We start from the raw sequence: 20,051 nt of genomic DNA, 5'->3' as shown, positions 1-20,051 counted from the left end.
TGAAATCTAAAGGTAGCAAACGACAAACGAATGCAGAGTGATAGAGAAAAAGCTTATATTCTTTTCTTGATAGATATGACTATTCACCAATTTAAAGATAAACAGGCGAATAGTCCGAAGCCATTGCCTCAAACATTCAAAAGGGGATGGCATGCAAAACAAACTTTATAGGGGTATTATTGAAATATAGACACTTTTTGTAAATGTTTAAATGAATCATCTTGATTAATCCTTTCCAAGTAGATATTGGTAGTCGATATATCTGCATGTCCAGCCCAATCTTTGACAACGGCAAGGGGGACATCGTTTTCGAGCAACATCGTAACAAATGTATGTCTAAACCAATGCGGGGAGATATTTGATTGTTTTCCTGCTAAGGTAACGGCTTCTTTTACAATTTTATACAAGGCAGGATAGGACAAGCGCTTTGGATCTGTCTCAATATCATTTTTATTGTAGAGGGAGAAGAAGAGAGGCGTTGTATCATTGCTATTCCATTCTATCGGTGCACAAATACTTTCTCGATAAGTAAAGAGAACTTCTTTTACTTCTCCTCGAATGGGTATGGAACGATGCTTTTTTCCTTTTCCTAACACATCAGCATAAAGTGCTCCTCTACGGTTAATACGAAAACTTCCCCAGTTCAAGCTTAATAACTCACTGGCACGCATACCGGTTGTATAAAGTAAATATCCAATTAATAAGTTGCGATTTTGCAAGGCCTCTCGATTTTTCTTTGCTTTTACAACTTGGGGAAAGCAGGCTATCAAATGTTCAGCATCATGAGGTGTTAGTTCTCGTACTTGACCGCTATCCGGTTGGGCAAAATGCCCTTTTTTACTAGAAGGTTTCGAAACCCACGTAGATAAATGTGCGACATAAAATTGTGTCTCATAGCCAAAGTCTAATATTCTCCGAAAAAATTCTAATTTTCTAATTGCCGATTTTGGTGCATATTTTTCATTAATATAATGATTATAGGCTTTCACTTCTGGAAAACCGATATCTCTAAATCCAAGCTGATGATCATTCATAAAAATTAATAATGTTTTTGCATCTGTACGATAAGCTTTCAAAGTATGGGGAGATAACTCTTTATTACTTGTAAAAATCTTTACGACAAAAAACATTTCAAGTAATTCTTGATCACTTGCATTTTTCAAGCTGAGATTTCGATTGGAATCTAGTAAGTTACTAGATGCTAGCCGATTTTGTAATTGCCGTAAATAATCTTCATTTGAAATGGTATGTAATAAAATTAATTCATCCATAAGAAGGAACTCCTTTATAATTAACAATAATTATATTATGTATAGTAAAGATAATGCGTAATTATCTTTACTTATATATTATCATAGAAATCTATGAAAATAAAATTATTTTTTCCAGTAATTAGGATGCTTGAGAATCGCCCTCAGACGAAATTATCTTTTTTTTAATAGGTATTTACTCATTCGTTTCTTATAAAATATCTCTTGGTATAAAGGGATATTATTCAGATAAATGAAAGAATCAGATTTCAAAAATATTATTAGTAAATATAATAAAATATTATAATTAATGAGATTTAGCTAAAAACCACTAGGAGGGATGAAATCAAAAAGAAGTGGCAATGTGCTAGGTATGGAATCGGAAGGCGTCGATTTTGCTTCTACAAAGGAGAGCTTTTTATTCATTAATTGTACATATGTAAGCCAGGAATAAGTTGGCTATTTTCCCTAAGTTCATTTTTACATGTATTTTGATTATAAAAAACAATGTTTTGCATAAATGCCCTACGATTCGAGCAAGTGTACCACTGGAAATCTTAATTTTCAGTGGTACATGCAAGCTCCCTTATAGTCGAACAGAAGAAGGCATGATATATCTATGTCTTTCATCTCTTTTATAATTGTCAATAAAAAGCGCCAAAATGGGATTAAGAATAAGTTTTATGTTCCTTCAAATAAGGGACTAATCCACCTTCATTTAGTATCTTTACCATTACCTCAGGGATTTGTGTCCCCTCATATACTTCATTTTTTGATAAGTTTGTCACTTTTCCGTTCTTTAAATCTACTTCTACTTCATTATTCATATTGATAGAGTGATCCTTCACTTCAATAACAGGCAAGCCAATGTTGATTGCGTTGCGGAAGAAAATGCGCGCAAAGGATTGCGCAACAACGGCAGAGATCCCTGCTTTTTTTAACGCAAGAGGGGCCTGTTCTCTTGATGAGCCACAGCCGAAGTTGCTTCCTCCCACGATGATGTCACCTTGTTTTACTCTTGTGCGAAACTCAGGATCTAAATCTTCAAGGACATGATCGGCTAAGTCTTGTAAATTTAGTGTTTTAGTGTATTTTCCGGGTATAATCCGGTCAGTATCGATATTATCTCCGTATACATGTGTTTGACCTTTAATAATCAAGAAAATGCCTCCTTTAGTGTTGTAGGGTCAGTGATTTTTCCATTCAAGGCGGAGGCTGCAACAGTTGCTGGAGATGCTAAGTATACATTGGAGTGACGATTTCCCATTCTACCTTGAAAGTTACGATTTGTCGCCGAAATAACGTTTTCTCCGTTCCCTGGTACCCCTTGGTGCGTCCCAACACATGGCCCGCAGCCTGAAGATATGAAGGATGCACCTGCTGCAGTTAAGATCTCCACAGTCCCATCCTTTAGTGCATCTAGTAATACCTTTTGCGATGCGGGAGCAATGATTAGACGAACATCTGGATGAATATGCCTTCCTTTTAAAATCTCTGCTGCCGCATGTAAATCTTGCAATCTGCCATTTGTGCAACTTCCGATAAAAGCCATTTGGATAGGTGTGTTAATGGCTTCAGCAATATCTCTTACATTGTCTGGAGAATGAGGGATGGCAATTTCAGGATTAATTTGGCTGACATTAAATAAAAACTCTTTTTCATACGCTGCATCCTCATCACCATATATATGATCAAAATCGTATGGAAGCTCTAATCCTGTAGTATCAACAAAACAAGCTTTAGCTCCCATTTCAATGGCCATATTGGAAAGAGTCATCCGGTCATCAAGTGAAAGTAATTCGACTGCAGGGCCTGTGAATTCGATTGCTTTATAGGTTGCACCTTCAATTCCTAACTGACCGACGATATATAAAATTAAGTCTTTAGCAGACACACCTCGTTGCAGCTTTCCATTCAAAGTGATTTTGAATGAAGCAGGTACTTTTAGCCAAGTTTGCCCTGTCAACATGACTCCTGCCAAATCGGTTGAACCCACACCTGTAGCAAAGGCACCCAATGCACCATATGTACAAGTATGGGAGTCCGCTCCTAAAAATAATTGACCTGGCTTCACATGATGATTTTCTACCATCAGCTGATGACATATGCCTTCACCGATATCGTAAAGCTTTATATTCTGAGCTTTCGCAAACTCTCTCATGAATGTATGAAGATTTGCGATTTTTTCGTTAGGCGCTGGTGCAGCATGGTCAATAATAAGGAAAACCTTTTTTGCATCCCATACCTTCCATCCACCCATATCCTGAAAGGCCTTAATTGTAAGAGGGGCAGTTGTATCGGTAGCCATCACACCATCGACATTGACAATTGCAATTTCATTTTGCTTAACTTGTTTATTTGCATGTGCTGATACGATTTTTTCAATAATGGTTTGTCCCATAATGAATCATCCTCCTAATTTTTGATAACCCATCATAGCTGATAATTTTTTTGCTGACTGTATGGCTGCTTTTATAAATAACTGTTTATTATTATCTAGCCTTGCTGATAGCCCTGAGATAGAGAGTCCGCCAATTAGCTGCTGCTGGCTATTTAAAATGGGGGTGGAAATCGCAAATGCTCCGATAATTCGTTCATCCATGCTGAAGGCAAATCCCTGCTCCTGGAAAAGTAAGAGGTCTTTTTTTAATTCTGTTGTCTCATTCTTCGTCAATCCGGATCCTTCAATAACTTCTTCAATTAGTTCGTCTTTAGAAAAGGCAAGCAGCAGTTTACCTGAAGCCCCTTTATAAAGAGGGTAAGGAATGCCTAAGTTGATAAACTGTCGAATATCTTCCTTTCCCTCTAATTTCTCAATACATATTCTCGAAGCTCCTTGTATGATATTCAAACTTATTGTTTCTTTCGTAATCTCATTAAGCTCATTCATGATAGGCAGGGCCATTTTTCTTAAATCTAGATTTTCAGTAACAATCTGGGCGAAATGTATAAAAGGTAGACCAAGTCGGTAAGTATTCATAGCTGCATTTTTATTAATCAGTTCTTTTTTCATCAAAGAAGAGAGTAATCGAAAGACCGTTGTCCGATTCAGCCCTGTGCGTTTGACGATATCATTGAGTGAAAGCTCCGGTGTTCGTGTTGTGAAGCAATATAATAGTTCAATCGCTCTTTCAACAGATTGAACCGTTTCAGTTTCATTTGTTTTCAATTTTTAATCCCCTTATTACATATTATGAACAACATGTTCACGATACGAACATACAAACATCGTAAGGGAAGTATTAGTAGAAGTCAATACAATTATCAGATTTATTAAAATTTAAAATTAATTCAAAACTTTTTAATGAAATTCATTGACTTAAAAATTTAAATAGTGATAGAATTTATAAAAAATAGAACATGTTTCATAATATGGAACAATAGAAGGTGTCTGAATGGAATATCAACAAGTTTTAAGTGAGTACGCAATCAAATTTCAACTTCATAATGCATCAGAAGAAGTAAAACGGAGAGCGAAATTAATCATTCTTGATTCAATAACTGCCATTATCCATGGAAATCAGTCTTCACATATGCTCAAGCTACAAGAGGATATCAGTCAGAATGAAGCCAATAAAGGCTACGCAACTATTGTAGGCAGACAAGCTTCTATTAACCCTCAGATGGCAGCCTTTATTAATGGGATTGCAATGGTGAGTGAGGAGATGGATGAAGGTAATCCGATAGCAAAAGGGCATCCAAGTTGTCACTTCTTTCCTTCTTTATTGGCCTATGCTGAAACGAGTCACTGCAATGGAAGAAGTTTTTTAGAAAGCTTTATACTCGCCTATGAGATTGCAACTAGAGCAGGGGCAGCTATTACCTTGCGCGACGACATACATCCCCATGGAAATTGGGGAGTAATTGGGGCTATATTTGCTTTAGGTAAACTGAAAAACTATCATGCAAGTGATTACGAGCGAGGATTTTATTTAAGTAGCTCATTGCCTAATGTATCTTTATGGCAGCCTGTGTTAGAAGGTCATCGGTTACGGGATGTATACATTGGTTTGAACAATATGCATTCATTTTTAATTGACCATCTTATTACAGCTGGTTTTTCGAGCAGTCCTAACGCTATGAAGCAAATTTATGGTGATGGAATATTAGGAAAGCGTTTTCAAAGCGAAAAATTAATAGAAAATCTTGGCGTTGAATACTACTTGCTGAAAACTTATTTCAAATTTTATGACTTTTGTCGTTTTTGCCACTCTCCTATGGATGGAGTAATTAAACTATTAAAAATGGAAACAATCCTCCCTAAAGATGTGAAGAGAGTAGATATCTTTACCTATTCAATGGCAGCTAGGCTAAATAATCAAAATGTGAAAAATCCATATGCAGGCAAATTTTCTATACCTTATGCTGTGGCAAGCTTATTTTATCCAAAGGAAAGTCAGAACGAAGAGAGGCTCAATTTTACCAAGAAAGTATTTGTTCATGAGGATGTTAATATGACAAAATTGCTTCCTGACCAACGCGATTCACGTGTTGTACTTAAAATGGTAAATCAACAGCAATTTACGATGACTGTTAGTGGAGCTAGCGGAGATGCTCATGAGGTAGGACTTGAACAAAAAGTAATAGAAAAAAGCGAAAGAACTTTAGGAAAGGTTCTTAGCTGTCAGCGTGCAAAGGATCTTATAGAAAAAATTCTTTCTTTAGAAGAATTGGAAGATATATCAACAATCACAGAATTGCTGAGGCCAGCTCATTAATTATTGCAAAATAAAAAATATTGTAAATAAATATGACATCTTAGTTGTCAATTTATTTTATAGTGTTACTATGATAATTAAATGAAACTAGTTTCACAATATGGAACAAATTGGAGGATTCAACATTATGTGGGATGCTGAGTTAGATGTAGTTGTAGCAGGGGCTGGTGGTTGCGGCTTGGTGGCTGCATTAGCAGCAGCTGAAAAAGGCTTAGAGGTAGGAGTTTTTGAAAAAACAGATTTTGTTTTGGGCAATACAGCTGCCAGTGCCGGAATGATTCCTGCAGCGAATACAAGATTTCAGAAAGAGGAAGGAATTTTTGAGACAGCAGAAGAGATGACAGAGGATATCTTAAGGAAAAATCATCATGAAAGTGACTATGATTTAACCTTAGCTTTATGTAAAGAATCGGGCCCATTAATTGAGTGGATGGCAGATACGTTGCAAATTCAGCTTTCACTTGTAAAAGAGTTTAAATATCCTGGTCAAAGGAATTTTCGAATGCATGCACCGCCCTCGAGATCAGGATTAGAACTAATAAAAAAGCTTAAACAAGCTGTTGCAAAGCGGGACAACATATACTTGCTATTAAAATCAGAGGTAAATGAATTAATAACAAATGAGAACAAAGAAGTCATTGGAATAGAAGTAAAAACAGATGATGGTGTCCAGCGAATTAAAGCAAAAAAAGTCATACTAGCAACAAATGGGTTTGGGGCAAATAAAGAAATGGTACGTAAATATATTCCTGAAATAGCAGATGCGCTCTATTTTGGTTATGAAGCAAATACAGGTGATGCTATTAGGATGGGCGAGAAAGTAGAGGCATCATTTGCCTCCTTAACAAGTTATCAAGGGCACTCTGCTGTTGCAAAATCACAAGGTATTTTAGTTACATGGGGAACGGTTATGATGGGTGGATTTATGGTCAATCAAAATGGTGAGCGATTTGGCGATGAATCTCATGGATACTCAGAATTCGCTGTGCAAGTATTAAGTCAGCCTGGCCAATGCGGATATATTATTTTCGATCAGCATATATACGATCAATTGATTAGTATTGAAGATTTTAACCAGCTTGTTGGGATGAAAGCTTTTAAAACAAGTGATTCGATTGATAAGTTAGCGAAGTTGTTAGGTTTGCCTGCAGAAAATCTACAAAAAACTTTCGAATCAGTTGATGTAGCTGTTGATGAAGGCAGAGATGCATATGGAAGAGCAGAATGGCCGAAGAAGCTTACCCCAACTTATTATGCGATCAAGGTATCGCCTGCTCTTTTTCATACACAAGGAGGTTTGCAAATAAATTCCAATGCACAGGTGATAAATAAGAATGGTAATTCTATTAGGAATTTATATGCAGGCGGAGGGGCAGCGGTTGGAATTTCAGGTAACCATTCTTATGGTTATATGTCAGGAAACGGCCTCTTAGCTGCATTAGGTTTCGGGAAAATTGCCGGAGACCATGCGGCACTATCAATTTTAAATGAAGGGATAGAAATATTATGACTAGACCATGGGAAGATATGTTGACTGAGGTAGATAGAATGGTAATTCAAAAAGGAGGATATGGAAAAAAGAGAGGATTAGGGAAAAAGCCTGCTCTTGTTATTATAGATATTCAACATAACTATGTAGGGGCAAACCTTCCGATAGCAGATCAGCTTGAAACATGGCCAAGTGGGGGAGGTGCAAAGGCATGGGAATCGATCGAGAAAATAAAGAAAATGAAAAAGCTGACAGATCAATTAAATATACCAACAATCTATACAAGGAATGTGCAGAAGAAAACCATCAATTTTGATTCATTTGCGGTTAAAGCTGAACGAGATAATTCTAAGTACATTGACGGAAGGCCTGAGGCACAAATTGTTTCTGAACTTGAGCCAGAAAGCAAGGATCTTGTTGTTGATAAAAGCTATGCAAGCGCCTTTTTTGGTACGCCACTGATTAGTTATCTAGTAAAAATGGGCGTCGATACATTGATTATTGTAGGTGGTTCGACGAGTGGATGTGTCCGTGCAACAGCCGTAGATGCAGTCACGCATAATTTCAATGTGGCTGTTGTGGAGGACTGTGTTTATGATCGGATCGAACTGTCTCATAAAGCCGGTCTACTTGATCTATGGATGAAGTATTGCGACGTATCACCGTCAGAAGAAATTTACGATTATCTAAAACAATTTTAAGAAGGAGGAGTTAAAGTTGAAGGTTAATCAACTGATTAAAAATGGGTTAGTCGTCTTCCCTAAAGAAGGAGTTAAGGCGGTTGATATCGGTGTCATAAATGGTAAAATTGCTGGTATTTATAATCAGAACACAGAGATAGAAGCTGATGAAGTAATTGATGCAAACCGTTTACATGTGTTCCCTGGAGTGATCGATGCCCACCAGCATCTAGGAATCTATAACTCAATTGAAAAAGATTTTCTTGATACGAAACAGCATGCCGTTGGAGGTATTACAACGATTGTCAATTATGATCGGCAACCAGTTAGCTATTTAGATTTTTTTCCTAAAGTACAAGATATCGGTGAAAAACATAGTTATATTGACTTTACATATAGCTTAGGTATTTTGACAGAACAGCACATTGATGAGCTTGAAGAGACGGTTACACGTTTCGGGCTAACATCATTTAAGTTTTTTAGGAATTATGAACGACAATTAAATGATAAATTCAAAATATCCAATGGCATTAACTTATCTTCTTATGATTTAATGCGTCTTCTGGAGAAGTTTAAATCTATCTCTCCTAAACTGCTATTAGCGATTCATTGCGAGAATATGGATATTAATCGCAGTTTGATTAAGAAGTATAAAGAAGAAGGTGCGGAAGAAGGATTAAAAACATGGTCTCTTACAAGCCCTGGTTTTGCGGAAGCAGAATCATTACTAAGCACATTGTATATTAATTCCATTGTTGGTGGAAATGTTTTTATTGTGCATTTGACGTCAGGTGCTAGTATCGATGTGCTTGAAAAGATGCCTTGGCTACTTGAAAAAGGGGTAAAGGTAGAAACTTGTCCCCATTATTTGAACTTAACAGAAGAATCTTCAACTGGATTAAAAGCAAAAGTAGGTCCACCTATTCATGGTCAATACGATTCAGATCGTTTATGGGAGGGGATTAAGGAAGGAATTGTGAATGCAATTGGAACAGACCATGTGCCTGGATCACTTGCAACCAAATTTTCTAAAGGGAATGGAGTATTTGAAGCAGAGTACGGATTCCCAAGTGCTGGTGCACTATTGCCAATGATGATTACTGAAGGTCATATGAAAAGAGGAATTCCGCTTGAAAGAATTGCTGATATCACTTCCTATCAAGTAGCTGAATCGTTTAATTTGGAAAATAAGGGGCGAATTGAAATAGGAGCAGATGCTGATTTCGCCATTGTGGATTTAGCTAAAGCCAAAACGATTTCGCCAGAAGTACTTCATTCGAATTCAGATTATTCTATATTTGATGGATTTGAGACCGTAGGATGGCCAGTGTATACCATCAGTAGAGGAGAAGTAATCGTAAACAATGGAATACCAACAAAGGAAAGTGGTAGAGGTAAATTCGTTAGAAGGTCCATTTAATGATAAAAGTGGGGGATGGAATTGAAAAAAATCGTTTTTCTTATGCTGGCGACGCTGTTCATATTGACAGGTTGTACTGGAGAAGCACAATCAGACGATGAGAATATTGTTAAAATCGGCGCACTTCATCCATTAAGCGGCGCATTGGCTAATGAAGGTCAGGAAATGCGTGATGCAGCAAGACTTGCAGTTGAAGAAATTAATGAAGCAGGCGGAATCGAGTCTTTAGGCGGTGCAAAGGTCGAATTAATAGAAGCTGATCATGAAGGTGCACCAGAAAAAGGGATGTCTGAAATTCAAAGGTTAGATCGTGAAAAAGTAGTTGGTGTTATTGGCGCTTATTCAAGTGGTGTTACATTACCTGCAACCCAAGAAGCTGAAAGAGCAGGAATCCCATTCGTTGTCGATATTGCTACAGTCGAAGAAGTTACAAAGAGAGGCTTTAAATACACCTTCAGAGTTCAGCCGCCAGCATCGACTATGGCAGCGAACTTTTTAGATTATTTTAATGTGCTTAATGAAATGAGTGATTCCCCTCTAGAGACAGTTGTTCTTGTTCATGAGGACTCAGTTTTTGGGACAAGTATTGCTAGTTTGATAGAGAAAGGGGCAGCAGATCACGAAATTGAAGTGCTGGATAACATCCCTCACGCTGCAACAACAGCTGATTTATCATCGACAATCAATAAAATTAATCGGCTCAAGCCTGACGCAGTAATCGCAACAACCTATTTGCGTGACGGCACGCTACTGGTAAATGGATTAAAACAATCTAACTTTCAGCCTAAAGCAATAATCGGTGTTGCTAATGGAGCTTTTAGCAATACGGCATTTATTAATGATGAAACAGAAATCAATCAATATATTATGGATGTCAACTATTCTATCAACCCTCAAAGTAACCTGGCAATTGAAGTTTCAAAAAAGTATGAGGACCTATTTAATAAACATATGGGGCCGAATGCAGCTTATTCTTATACTGCCACGAAAGTCTTAATTGATGCAGTAGAGAGAGCTGGATCAACCGATCGGGCCAAAGTTCAGAAGGCTTTATCCGAAACAAATTTAATAGAGCATATTCTCCCTCAAGATTCAATTATTTTTGATAAAAGTGGACAAAACGCAAATGCCCAGGCTGTTTTAAATCAAATTATTAACGGTGAAACTAAAGTTATTTTCCCTGATGAATACAAGAATGCCGACGCTGTATTACCAGCAAAGTAATGAAAAGAGGGAACGAAGAGAGAGTACTATGTATAGACAATGTTAACATTTAGGGCCTTCAGTTGTACTTGTGGCCGGTTGTATACTCTTATCTCATTTGGAAGCTTGCGTCATATATCGGAAAACTCCACCCCAACTTTCAAAATTAGGATGATTGAGGGAACGAAATGGGTTCTCTTTTATAAAAAACACTAGGTATAGGAGGGAAGTTGATGCTCACTTTGATTTTACAGTCCTTGGTGGACGGTATTTTAATGGGAGGTATTTATGGACTGGTAGCTATAGGCCTCACCTTAATCTTTGGGGTAATGAAAATTATTAATTTTGCTCAAGGGGCATTATTAATGTTAGGTATGTATATTTCATACTGGTCGTTTAGCCTTCTTGGGCTAAATCCATACTTATCAATACCATTAAGCGCCATCTTCTTATTTTTCATTGGAGCGATCATTCAGAAGACAATCTTATCTAAAATGTTAAATGCGCCAGAGCATAATCAATTGCTAGTGACACTTGGAATTATGCTTGTTATCGAAAACCTTGCGTTAATATTATGGAGTCCTGATTTTCGCAGCGTAAAATTAGAAGGTTTTATTCAAACGTTTAATATAGGTGAAGTAGGCGTAAATGTCCCAAAATTAATTGCTTTTATTGCAGCGATTGTATTATCCATAGGCCTGTTTTTATTTCTTAAAAAAACGATGCTTGGAAAGGCGATACGCGCAACTTCAATCAATCGGAACGGTGCAATGCTATCAGGAATCAACACGAACCGAATAAACTATATTGCCTTTGGATTAGGCGCTTCACTTGCAGCAATCGCTGGTTCGCTCATTACTCCATTTTTCTATACTTCGCCTACAGTAGGTGCCACTTTTATATTAAAGGGATTTGTTGTGGTAGTTCTTGGCGGATTGGGCAACTTTATCGGTGCAATAATAGGTGGGCTCATTATTGGCATTTCTGAAGCGTTAGGAGGAGCTTTTTTACCTGGTAGTTTAAAAGAACTCATGACCTATATTATTTTTGTCATTGTCCTAATGGCAAAACCTAATGGTTTATTTGGAGGGAAAGCACGATGAGAAAATCTCCTATTCTAATCATCTTAGCATTACTTATCTTTACGTTCTTTCCACTTGTTGTAAAAGACCAGTACTACATGCACATTGCCATTCTCATTTTGTATTATGCATTGGTGAGCCAAGCATGGAATATACTAAGCGGTTACTCGGGCCAGTTTTCATTTGGGCATGCAGCTTTTTTTGGAACAGGTGCTTATACATCAAGTATATTATTCACAAAGCTTGGTGTATCGCCTTGGATTGGACTTTTTGCAGGGGCCATAATTGCAGCCTTAATTGGTCTATTTATTGGATATCTGTCGTTCAGATTCAAATTGAGAGGTGTGTTCTTTTCGCTCGGAACACTTGCATTTGCGGAAATTCTGCGAATCATTATTCAGAATTTTGACATTTTCAATAAAACACTTGGTGTACTTATTCCGTATAAACCAGATCCCCTTATGTTTCAATTTAGCTCACGCACCACTTATTATTACATCATTCTATTATTTGCTATCGCAGTCACTGTTTTAGTTTATTATATTAGTCGTTCTAAGTTGGGCTATAACTTGGTCGCCATCCGCGAAAATGAAGATGCTGCCCAATCACTAGGTGTAAATACGTATAAGAATAAAATGATTGCTATTGCAATCAGTGCAAGCCTAACAGCAATAGGAGGTACATTTTATGCACAATATATGCTCTTTATTGAGCCTGCGACGACTTTTTCTAATGATGTATCGATTAATATTTTGTTACCGGCTATCATTGGCGGGGCAGGAACGGTTTTAGGTCCTATTGTAGGTTCACTCATTATTATTCCAATTGGGGAGATTACAACCACTTTATTTGGAAACTTTGTCGGAGCGAATTTAATGGCTTACGGGGTCATTTTAATTCTTGTCATGCTGTACTTGCCTGAAGGAATTGTTGGGTGGTTCCAAAATAAATTTGGGAAGGAAAAAAATGCAAAGAAAAAGAAAGATAATAGCATAAAAGGGAGTGAAGACGTTGGAACTTTTAAAAATTGAAGGATTGACAAAACGCTTTGCTGGCCTAGTAGCAGTAAACAATGTCAACTTAACGCTCAATAAAGGAGAAATTGTTGGGCTGGTTGGTCCGAATGGAGCAGGAAAGACAACTTTATTCCATTCTGTATGTGGATTTCACATACCGGAGGAAGGATCTGTTAAGTATAATGGTAAAGAGATAATTGGAAATAAACCGGAGCATATATGTAAAGAAGGGATTGCGAGAACATTTCAGATTGTGCAGCCTTTTGGCAATCTGACAGTGTTAGAAAATGTCATTGTTGGCGCATTTAATCGAGAAAAAAGTTATAAAGAAGCAGAAAGATTGGCTTTGGAAAACTTAGATTTAATTGGTATTTCATCTCTTGCCTATTCCAGAATGAAAGACCTAACCTTTCCAAATCAAAAGAAAGTAGAAGTAGCCAGAGCTCTTGCTACAAGCCCTGAAGTTCTTTTTTTAGATGAAGTAATGTCAGGGCTTAATCCATCTGAGGTTAATGAATTCATTGAGCTTATTAAGAATATTAGAGACAGTGGAATTTCCATCTTCTTCATTGAACATCTTATGTCTGCGGTGATGGCACTATCTGATCGTCTAGCTGTTATGCATCTGGGAGAAAAAATAGCTGATGGAGACCCGCAGGAAGTAATGAAAATTCCAACTGTAGTAGAGGCGTATTTAGGAGAGGAAGTATCATGATGCTAAGAGTATCGAACCTGAATGCAGGTTATGGAAATTTACAGGTTTTAAGAAATATCACTTTTGAAGTGAACTCCGGTGAATTAGTCAGTATACTAGGAACGAACGGTGCAGGGAAAACTACTTTGTTGAGGACCTTATCTGGATTAATTTCTACTACCAATGGACAAATAGAGTTCAATGGAAAGCATATACAAAAAATGCAACCAGAAAATATTGTCAAGGAAGGATTAATACAGGTGCCAGAAGGCAGAATGTTATTTACTGAAATGACAATACGTGAAAACTTAGAGTTAGGTGCTTATTCTTCAGGGGCACGTAAAAATATGAAGAAAAATATCGAGTACTGCTTTAAGCTATTTCCGATTTTAAAGGAAAGGGAAAACCAGATGGCAGGAAGCTTCAGTGGAGGCCAGCAACAAATGCTTGCAATAGGTAGAGCACTGATGGCTCAACCTAAGATTCTATTATTAGATGAGCCTTCTACAGGGTTATCGCCTTTATTAACAAAACAAGTATTTGACATTATTAAGGAAATTAAGCAACAGGGTGTCACTGTCCTATTAGTTGAACAGAATGCACATCAAGCATTATCCATGTCTGATAGGGGATATGTGATTGAAAATGGAGAGATAGTGATGTCAGGTACAGCAGAGTCTTTGCTGCAGGACAATAAACTTAGAGAATCTTATTTAGGTCTAGCCAATTAAGACCCTTGCACCGAATAGTTTTTTGATAGACTGGAGAGTTCACAAAATGAAAATAATTGAAAAAATGGCTAAAATACTATCTTTGTACTCTATGAATAGAACAAGCTTATCTATTAGTGAGGTACAAGAGGAGTTGGGATACCCTAAAAGCACCGTCTTTCGTATCCTCAACGCACTAGAAGAATTTGATTATATTGAAAGGAACAAAGATACTCATAGATACTCTTTAGGTGTTAATTTTTTTAGGCTGGGTAGCATTGTTCAAAGCCAATTGGATTTTAGGCATGTCGCCATACCGATAATGAAAAAAATGGTAGAAGAAACAAGCGAAACAGTAGAACTTAATATTAAGGACGACCTTAATCGAGTATGCGTAGAAAAGGTTGATAGTCCTCAGGATGTCCGAAACTTTGTAAGAATTGGAGAACGAAAGCCACTTCATTTAGGTGCTTCAGGTAAGGTATTGATTGCATTCGAGAAGGAAACCGACAGAGAAAAAACACTCGATAATCTAGCTATGCAAAACAGTCTTATCCCTATTCAAGCACTACGAGAAGAACTCAATCAAATCAACCAACGTGGTTTCTGTGTTACGAAAGGTGAAAGGGTTCCTGGGAGCTTTGCTATTGCTGCACCTATATTTGATCAAAACAAAGAGATGGTCGCAAGCTTAACGATTGCAGGTCCTATCCAGAGACTTACGCCAGAACATGAGGAGGAATTGATTGCAAAAATAAATGAGGGAGCTAGACAAATCAGCAACAACCTAGGTTATTTTGAATAAGAGAAGGGGGAGAAGGCCGATTGTTCAAGAAAGCTTCAGCAATATATGATGCAGTTTGGTCAGACTTTAATGAAGAAACAATTGATTCAGCTAAATGGATCTTGTTAGATACATTAGGAGCTTTGATTGCTGGCATGCAGCAACAAGATACGCTCGAATTAGCTAAGCAATTTTCTGGAACGGGTAGCTATCAGCTGCTTGGTACTACCCTCCATGCAGATATGTATAGTACTGGACTTGTACATGGTACGGCATGTGTGGCTACAGAGATGGATGAAGGAAACCAATATAGTAAAGGCCACCCTGCGGCTCATGTGATTCCTGTTATTCTCACGATGCTTCAGAGAAGCAAAAATGTTTCTGGACAAGAACTGATTAGTATGATTATTAAAAGCTATGAATACTGCTCAAGATTTGGTAGAGCGACTACTCTATTACCAGAAGCACATGCTCATGGTACATGGGGAGTAATGGGGGCTGCAGCAACTGCACTCATGATTGATGGAGCAGATGAAGCAACATTTCAAGAAGGTGTGAACCTAAGCGCTAGCTTCTCATTGCCAACCTTATGGACATCGGCATTAGAAGGTAAATTAATTAGAAATATTTACGCTGGCCATGCGATTGAAATGGGAATGAAGAGTGTGATATTTGCCCGTACCAATCATTTGGCGCCGAAAAATAATGTTTCAACTGTGTTTTCCACTATTCTCGGCAGTGGATTTAATTGGACTGATTTAGAGAGGGGTAAGAATGTGCCCTGGGATATTGAACTCAATTATTTTAAACCCTATGCTTTTTGTCGTTATGTGCATTCACCTATTGATGCCTTTAAGTCTATTCTTGACAAACAGCAACTTGGTCCAGATCAGATAGAAAAAATAAACGTATTTACCTATGCAAGAGCATCCTCTTTATTACATCAGGATTATGAAAATATACTGTCATCGAAGTTTAGCATACCTTTTGCTATTGCTGTACAGCTCTATCATCAAAAAGCGAATCAATCTGTTTTCATAGATCAGCTACACAAGGATAAAGAGATAAAAGAGTTCGCTAAAAAGGTGTTTGTTCAATATTCTGCTGAGCTCGAAAAGGACTATCCTCTTCAAATGCCCGCTCGAGTGGAAATTATAGATTCATATGGAAATATATATAGCGAACGTGTAGACATTGCAAAGGGCGGGCCGGGTAAAAAACTATCTGAAAGCGAATTGATAGAAAAATTTAAGACCTTGACATCTGCCGTCTACAGCAGCAATCAACAGGATAAAATAATTGATTTTATTACTCATTTAGAAACGGAAACAAATATTGAGAAACTATTTGTTTTGTTGGAGTTGAAATAAAAGTATATTTTTTAAACAGAAGAGAGGTTAAAAGTAATGAATAATAAACAGAAATATGGCCCTCTAACTGGTAAGAGAGTGTTAGATTTGTCTACAATGATTGCGGCACCTTTTGGCGCTACATTACTAGGGGATTTTGGAGCTGAAGTTATTAAAGTAGAGATTCCCGGTAAAGGGGATACATTAAGAGGCATGGGTCCTTTTCGTGAGGATGAACCATTAAGGTGGCCAGCTTTAGCAAGAAATAAAAAATCACTTACTTTAGATTTGCATAAAGAAGAAGGGAAAGAAATTTTAAGAAAGCTTGTTAGAGTGTCAGATGTAGTAATAGAAAACTTCAGACCAGGAACGTTGGAAAAATGGGGGGTTGGATACGAAAATTTAAAGAAAGAGAATCCGAACTTAATCATGACAAGGGTTACAGGGTATGGTCAGACAGGTCCAAATGCCAGCAAAGCAGGATTTGGTACACCAGCGACTGCCTATAGTGGATTTACTTATTTACATGGATACACGGATCGACCTCCCATTAGTCCGTCTTTTTCATTAACAGATTATGTGACGGGTATTTACGTTGCTTTTGCAACGGTTACAGGTCTATATCATCGTGATACAGCAGAACAAGGGGAAGGACAATATATTGATATCGGATTATATGAATCTATGTTTAGAATGATGGAATTTCTTATTGCGGAATATGATCAAAAGCAAATCGTGAAAGAGCGTACGCCAGGTTTGAGCGGACACTCCAGTCCGGCAGGAACATTTCAAACAAAAGATGGTCACTGGATGTCTCTTGTCACTAGCTCTGATCGTACATTTGAACGTTTAGCAGCTGCAATGGGCAGGGAAGATATGCTTGAAGATGAGCGATATCATAATAATGCCGCCCGCCTTAGCCGATTTGAGGAAACAAACGGAATTGTTGCCGATTGGGTGAAACAATTTAATAGAGAAGAATTGCAGAATCTGCTAGATGACTATGGGGTCCCAATTAGTCCAATATATAGTATTAAAGATATCTTCGAAGACACTCACTATAAAGAACGACAAAATATCATAGAGGTTGACCACCCTCGTCTAGGAAAAATAAAAATGCCTGGTATCATCCCTAAATTCTCTGAGACACCTGGGGCTGTTCGAAATGTAGGCCCAGATTTGGGAGAGAACAATGAGGAAATCCTTTCTGGCATTCTTAATTATAATCATGAAGAAATTGAGATTTTAAAAGAAAATAACGTAATCTAAGGAGGGAAAAACATGAATTTGAAAGAAGAGGTCATTATTTCTGAAGTTTGCCCCCGCGATGGCTTTCAAAGTCTGGCAGAAATCATTCCTACAGAAGAAAAGGTCGAATTGATTAATTCAATGATTAGCTGCGGTTTCAAGCAAATTGAGGTCACATCTTTTGTTCACCCAAAAGCGATTCCTCAGCTGTCGGACGCTGCTGAAGTACTGCAAAAAATAAAGCGCAAGCAAGGGGTAAAACTACGTGCGCTTGTCCCGAATTTACGAGGATTAGAAAGAGCGATTGAAGCAGAAGTAGATAAAGTAAAACTAATGCTTTCAGCAACAGATTCCCACAGTATCAGTAACGCTAATAGCAAAACGTTCGATGCAATGAAAGGTTTTGAACCTCTAGTAAAACGCGCAACAGAAGCTTCTATGGGTGTATCAGGCAGCATTTCTGTCATATTTGGATGTCCTTACGAAGGGGATGTACCTTTGGTAAGAATTGAAGAGATTTGCAAAAGATATATAGATATGGGAATATACCAGTTATCGTTAGCTGATACAACAGGGATGGCGAATCCGGTAAAAGTTAAGCGCATTATTGGGCATCTCACTAGTAAATTCCCAGAATTATCCTTATCCTTACATTTGCATAATACGAGAGGTATGGCTTTTGCCAATGCCGTAGCAGGCTATGAAATGGGTGTTCGGGATTTTGATAGCTCGATTGCTGGACTAGGTGGCTGCCCTTATGCACCAAACGCCACTGGAAATATCTCCTCTGAAGACCTTATTCATGGTTTTGAAGAGATGGGTATTTCAACAGGTGTAGATTTGGATAAAGTCATTAAGCTAGGAAAAAAAATAGAGATTAAATATCCTGAATATTCTGATAGCTTTATTTTGAAGGCTGGTAAATGTTCTGACTTACACCTAGCTCCAAAAACCCAAGAAAAGTTGGGATAAAACTTCTATTCTTATTAATCCTCCTTTAAGAGAATGAAGATAGATTGAATTTTACTTTTAGCTAAGTGAGAAGTATTATGTCTTTAATTTTTCAAGGGCAGCTTTTGGAGGAAATCTTTTAGTTGTAAATGCAGTATATAATTCTCCTAATATGATTATTTTCGATTTTAATTTCAAAGAACAATTGAGACCATCAAAAGAGAAGCTCATACCATGTTTTTTACTATATCTTTAACTAATTATTAACGGCAGTTACATCCTTTATAAAACGTTATTTCTTTTATGAGGATATTTGAGAAGCGCTCTCAGAAGAAATTAACTTTTTCTTAACGTTTATGTATATTCATGAGTTTCAATTAAATAATTCTGACAAATCATAAAAATTAGATTTTTGTATTGACTTTTATTGATAGTATGTTAGGATTTATCTTATCCAATATTTTCTTATCCAGAGAGGTGGAGGGACTGGCCCGATGAAACCCGGCAACCTGCTTAATGCAAGGTGCTAATTCCAGCAAAATGTTGATTCATTTTGAAAGATAAGGTGTCATGAATCGTTATCTCACACCTTTTCTTATTGAAAAGGTGTTTTTTGTATAAGAGGTGATTCTTAAAAAATAATAGTCATTCGCTGATTAGACAACTAAAGGCGGACATTTTCCTTCAATGGGGAAATGCCGTCTTTTTTTATCGGAAAAGGAGGGATGAAATGCAACAGGCGATTACTTATGAGAACTGGCAGGATATTTCTGCAAGCTTTACTACCGATGATCACTCGAAAGGCGCTTTGTCTGTTCTAGAGTGGGCCTATCACGCGTACAACGAGGATGAAATTGTGTATGCTTCTAGTTTTGGTGCCGAAGCCATCGTCCTTATCGACTTAATTACGCAAATCAAAAGAGAGGCTAAGTTGGTTTTTCTTGATACGGATTTACACTTTCCTGAAACTTATCAAGTGATTGAAGATATAAAAAAACGTTTTCCAGCGCTTCAAGTTGAAATGAAAAAACCTCATTTAACATTAGATGAACAAGCCGCTCGTTACGAGTCGGCATTGTGGAAAAAAGATCCGAATCAATGCTGTCAAATACGTAAAATACTACCTTTACAAGAAGCAATGGTGGGAAAAAAAGCGTGGATTTCAGGTCTTAGGCGCGAACAGTCACCCACAAGAAAGTATACTAATTTTGTGAACAAGGATGAGAAATTCACAAACATCAAAATTTGTCCACTTATTCATTGGCGGACGAAAGATGTCTGGGATTATATCAAAGAAAAACAATTACCCTATAATGCTTTACATGATGTGAACTATCCGAGTATTGGGTGTTTTCCTTGCACGCAACCAACAAATGAAGACGCTGATTCCCGCGCGGGTCGTTGGCAAGGCTTAACGAAAACAGAATGCGGCTTGCATACTAATTCATAAAAAGGAG

Annotated in this window: 18 protein-coding genes and 1 riboswitch; of the genes, 14 read left to right on the top strand and 4 right to left on the bottom strand. The window is 37.4% G+C overall.

The features are described 5' to 3' along the window. Positions 1–176: 176 nt before the first annotated feature. The 4 genes from MKY26_RS06030 to MKY26_RS06015 form a co-directional block, all read right to left on the bottom strand. Entirely contained in the window at positions 177–1,271 is a 1,095-nt protein-coding gene (locus MKY26_RS06030) for a tyrosine-type recombinase/integrase (RefSeq protein WP_307313929.1), read from the bottom strand. Between the two features lie 647 nt (positions 1,272–1,918). Continuing rightward, positions 1,919–2,410 (bottom strand): 3-isopropylmalate dehydratase small subunit, encoded by a 492-nt coding sequence (locus tag MKY26_RS06025; RefSeq protein ID WP_307313932.1) that lies wholly within the window; start codon positions 2,408–2,410, stop codon positions 1,919–1,921. After that, on the bottom strand, positions 2,407–3,651 hold the full coding sequence (locus MKY26_RS06020) for a 3-isopropylmalate dehydratase large subunit (protein WP_340974881.1): 1,245 nt from the start codon (positions 3,649–3,651) through the stop codon (positions 2,407–2,409). The genes MKY26_RS06025 and MKY26_RS06020 overlap by 4 nt, the downstream gene beginning before the upstream one ends. A 6-nt stretch (positions 3,652–3,657) precedes the next feature. Further along, positions 3,658–4,419, bottom strand: a complete 762-nt coding sequence (locus MKY26_RS06015; RefSeq protein WP_340974878.1) for an IclR family transcriptional regulator — start codon at positions 4,417–4,419, stop codon at positions 3,658–3,660. 226 nt (positions 4,420–4,645) lie between these two features. On the opposite strand from MKY26_RS06015, the gene MKY26_RS06010 reads away from it, so the two are divergent. The 14 genes from MKY26_RS06010 (at position 4,646) to MKY26_RS05945 (ending at position 20,044) form a co-directional block, all read left to right on the top strand. Continuing rightward, a complete protein-coding gene (locus MKY26_RS06010; RefSeq protein ID WP_340974875.1) occupies positions 4,646–5,968 on the top strand; it encodes an MmgE/PrpD family protein in 1,323 nt (440 codons plus the stop codon). Positions 5,969–6,095: 127 nt separating this feature from the next. Beyond that, positions 6,096–7,478: an FAD-dependent oxidoreductase gene (locus tag MKY26_RS06005; RefSeq protein ID WP_307313942.1), complete on the top strand. Its 1,383-nt coding sequence runs from the start codon at positions 6,096–6,098 to the stop codon at positions 7,476–7,478. Then, positions 7,475–8,158: an isochorismatase family protein gene (locus MKY26_RS06000; RefSeq protein ID WP_340974873.1), complete on the top strand. Its 684-nt coding sequence runs from the start codon at positions 7,475–7,477 to the stop codon at positions 8,156–8,158. The genes MKY26_RS06005 and MKY26_RS06000 overlap by 4 nt, the downstream gene beginning before the upstream one ends. Before the next feature lie 16 nt (positions 8,159–8,174). Continuing rightward, on the top strand, positions 8,175–9,557 hold the full coding sequence (locus MKY26_RS05995) for a dihydroorotase (protein ID WP_340974870.1): 1,383 nt from the start codon (positions 8,175–8,177) through the stop codon (positions 9,555–9,557). A 21-nt stretch (positions 9,558–9,578) separates the two neighbouring features. Continuing rightward, positions 9,579–10,781: an ABC transporter substrate-binding protein gene (locus MKY26_RS05990; RefSeq protein WP_341093250.1), complete on the top strand. Its 1,203-nt coding sequence runs from the start codon at positions 9,579–9,581 to the stop codon at positions 10,779–10,781. Positions 10,782–10,993: 212 nt separating this feature from the next. After that, the gene (locus MKY26_RS05985; protein ID WP_307313952.1) at positions 10,994–11,863 is read left to right on the top strand and encodes a branched-chain amino acid ABC transporter permease; all 870 of its coding nucleotides are present in this window, start codon (positions 10,994–10,996) and stop codon (positions 11,861–11,863) included. Further along, the gene (locus MKY26_RS05980; protein WP_341093228.1) at positions 11,860–12,873 is read left to right on the top strand and encodes a branched-chain amino acid ABC transporter permease; all 1,014 of its coding nucleotides are present in this window, start codon (positions 11,860–11,862) and stop codon (positions 12,871–12,873) included. The genes MKY26_RS05985 and MKY26_RS05980 overlap by 4 nt, the downstream gene beginning before the upstream one ends. Then, positions 12,845–13,573, top strand: a complete 729-nt coding sequence (locus MKY26_RS05975) for an ABC transporter ATP-binding protein (RefSeq protein ID WP_341093222.1) — start codon at positions 12,845–12,847, stop codon at positions 13,571–13,573. The genes MKY26_RS05980 and MKY26_RS05975 overlap by 29 nt, the downstream gene beginning before the upstream one ends. Continuing rightward, a complete protein-coding gene (locus MKY26_RS05970) occupies positions 13,573–14,283 on the top strand; it encodes an ABC transporter ATP-binding protein (RefSeq protein WP_307314796.1) in 711 nt (236 codons plus the stop codon). The genes MKY26_RS05975 and MKY26_RS05970 overlap by 1 nt, the downstream gene beginning before the upstream one ends. 46 nt (positions 14,284–14,329) lie before the next feature. Then, positions 14,330–15,067, top strand: a complete 738-nt coding sequence (locus MKY26_RS05965) for an IclR family transcriptional regulator (RefSeq protein WP_307313961.1) — start codon at positions 14,330–14,332, stop codon at positions 15,065–15,067. A 20-nt stretch (positions 15,068–15,087) separates the two neighbouring features. Beyond that, on the top strand, positions 15,088–16,416 hold the full coding sequence (locus MKY26_RS05960) for an MmgE/PrpD family protein (protein ID WP_341093195.1): 1,329 nt from the start codon (positions 15,088–15,090) through the stop codon (positions 16,414–16,416). A 36-nt stretch (positions 16,417–16,452) separates the two neighbouring features. Next, positions 16,453–17,664: a CaiB/BaiF CoA transferase family protein gene (locus tag MKY26_RS05955; protein WP_307313966.1), complete on the top strand. Its 1,212-nt coding sequence runs from the start codon at positions 16,453–16,455 to the stop codon at positions 17,662–17,664. 12 nt (positions 17,665–17,676) lie between these two features. Beyond that, positions 17,677–18,615 (top strand): hydroxymethylglutaryl-CoA lyase, encoded by a 939-nt coding sequence (locus MKY26_RS05950; protein WP_322909329.1) that lies wholly within the window; start codon positions 17,677–17,679, stop codon positions 18,613–18,615. A 441-nt stretch (positions 18,616–19,056) separates the two neighbouring features. Further along, positions 19,057–19,161: riboswitch (SAM riboswitch) on the top strand. Between the two features lie 163 nt (positions 19,162–19,324). Beyond that, positions 19,325–20,044, top strand: a complete 720-nt coding sequence (locus tag MKY26_RS05945) for a phosphoadenylyl-sulfate reductase (RefSeq protein ID WP_095373293.1) — start codon at positions 19,325–19,327, stop codon at positions 20,042–20,044. Positions 20,045–20,051 lie beyond the last annotated feature (7 nt).

Origin of the sequence: Cytobacillus sp. FSL R7-0680 (assembly GCF_038009245.1) — a bacterium.
Classification (GTDB): domain Bacteria; phylum Bacillota; class Bacilli; order Bacillales; family Cytobacillaceae; genus Cytobacillus; species Cytobacillus kochii.
Note: the sequence above shows the minus strand (reverse complement) of the source record. Positions and strands in the feature narration are given on the sequence as shown.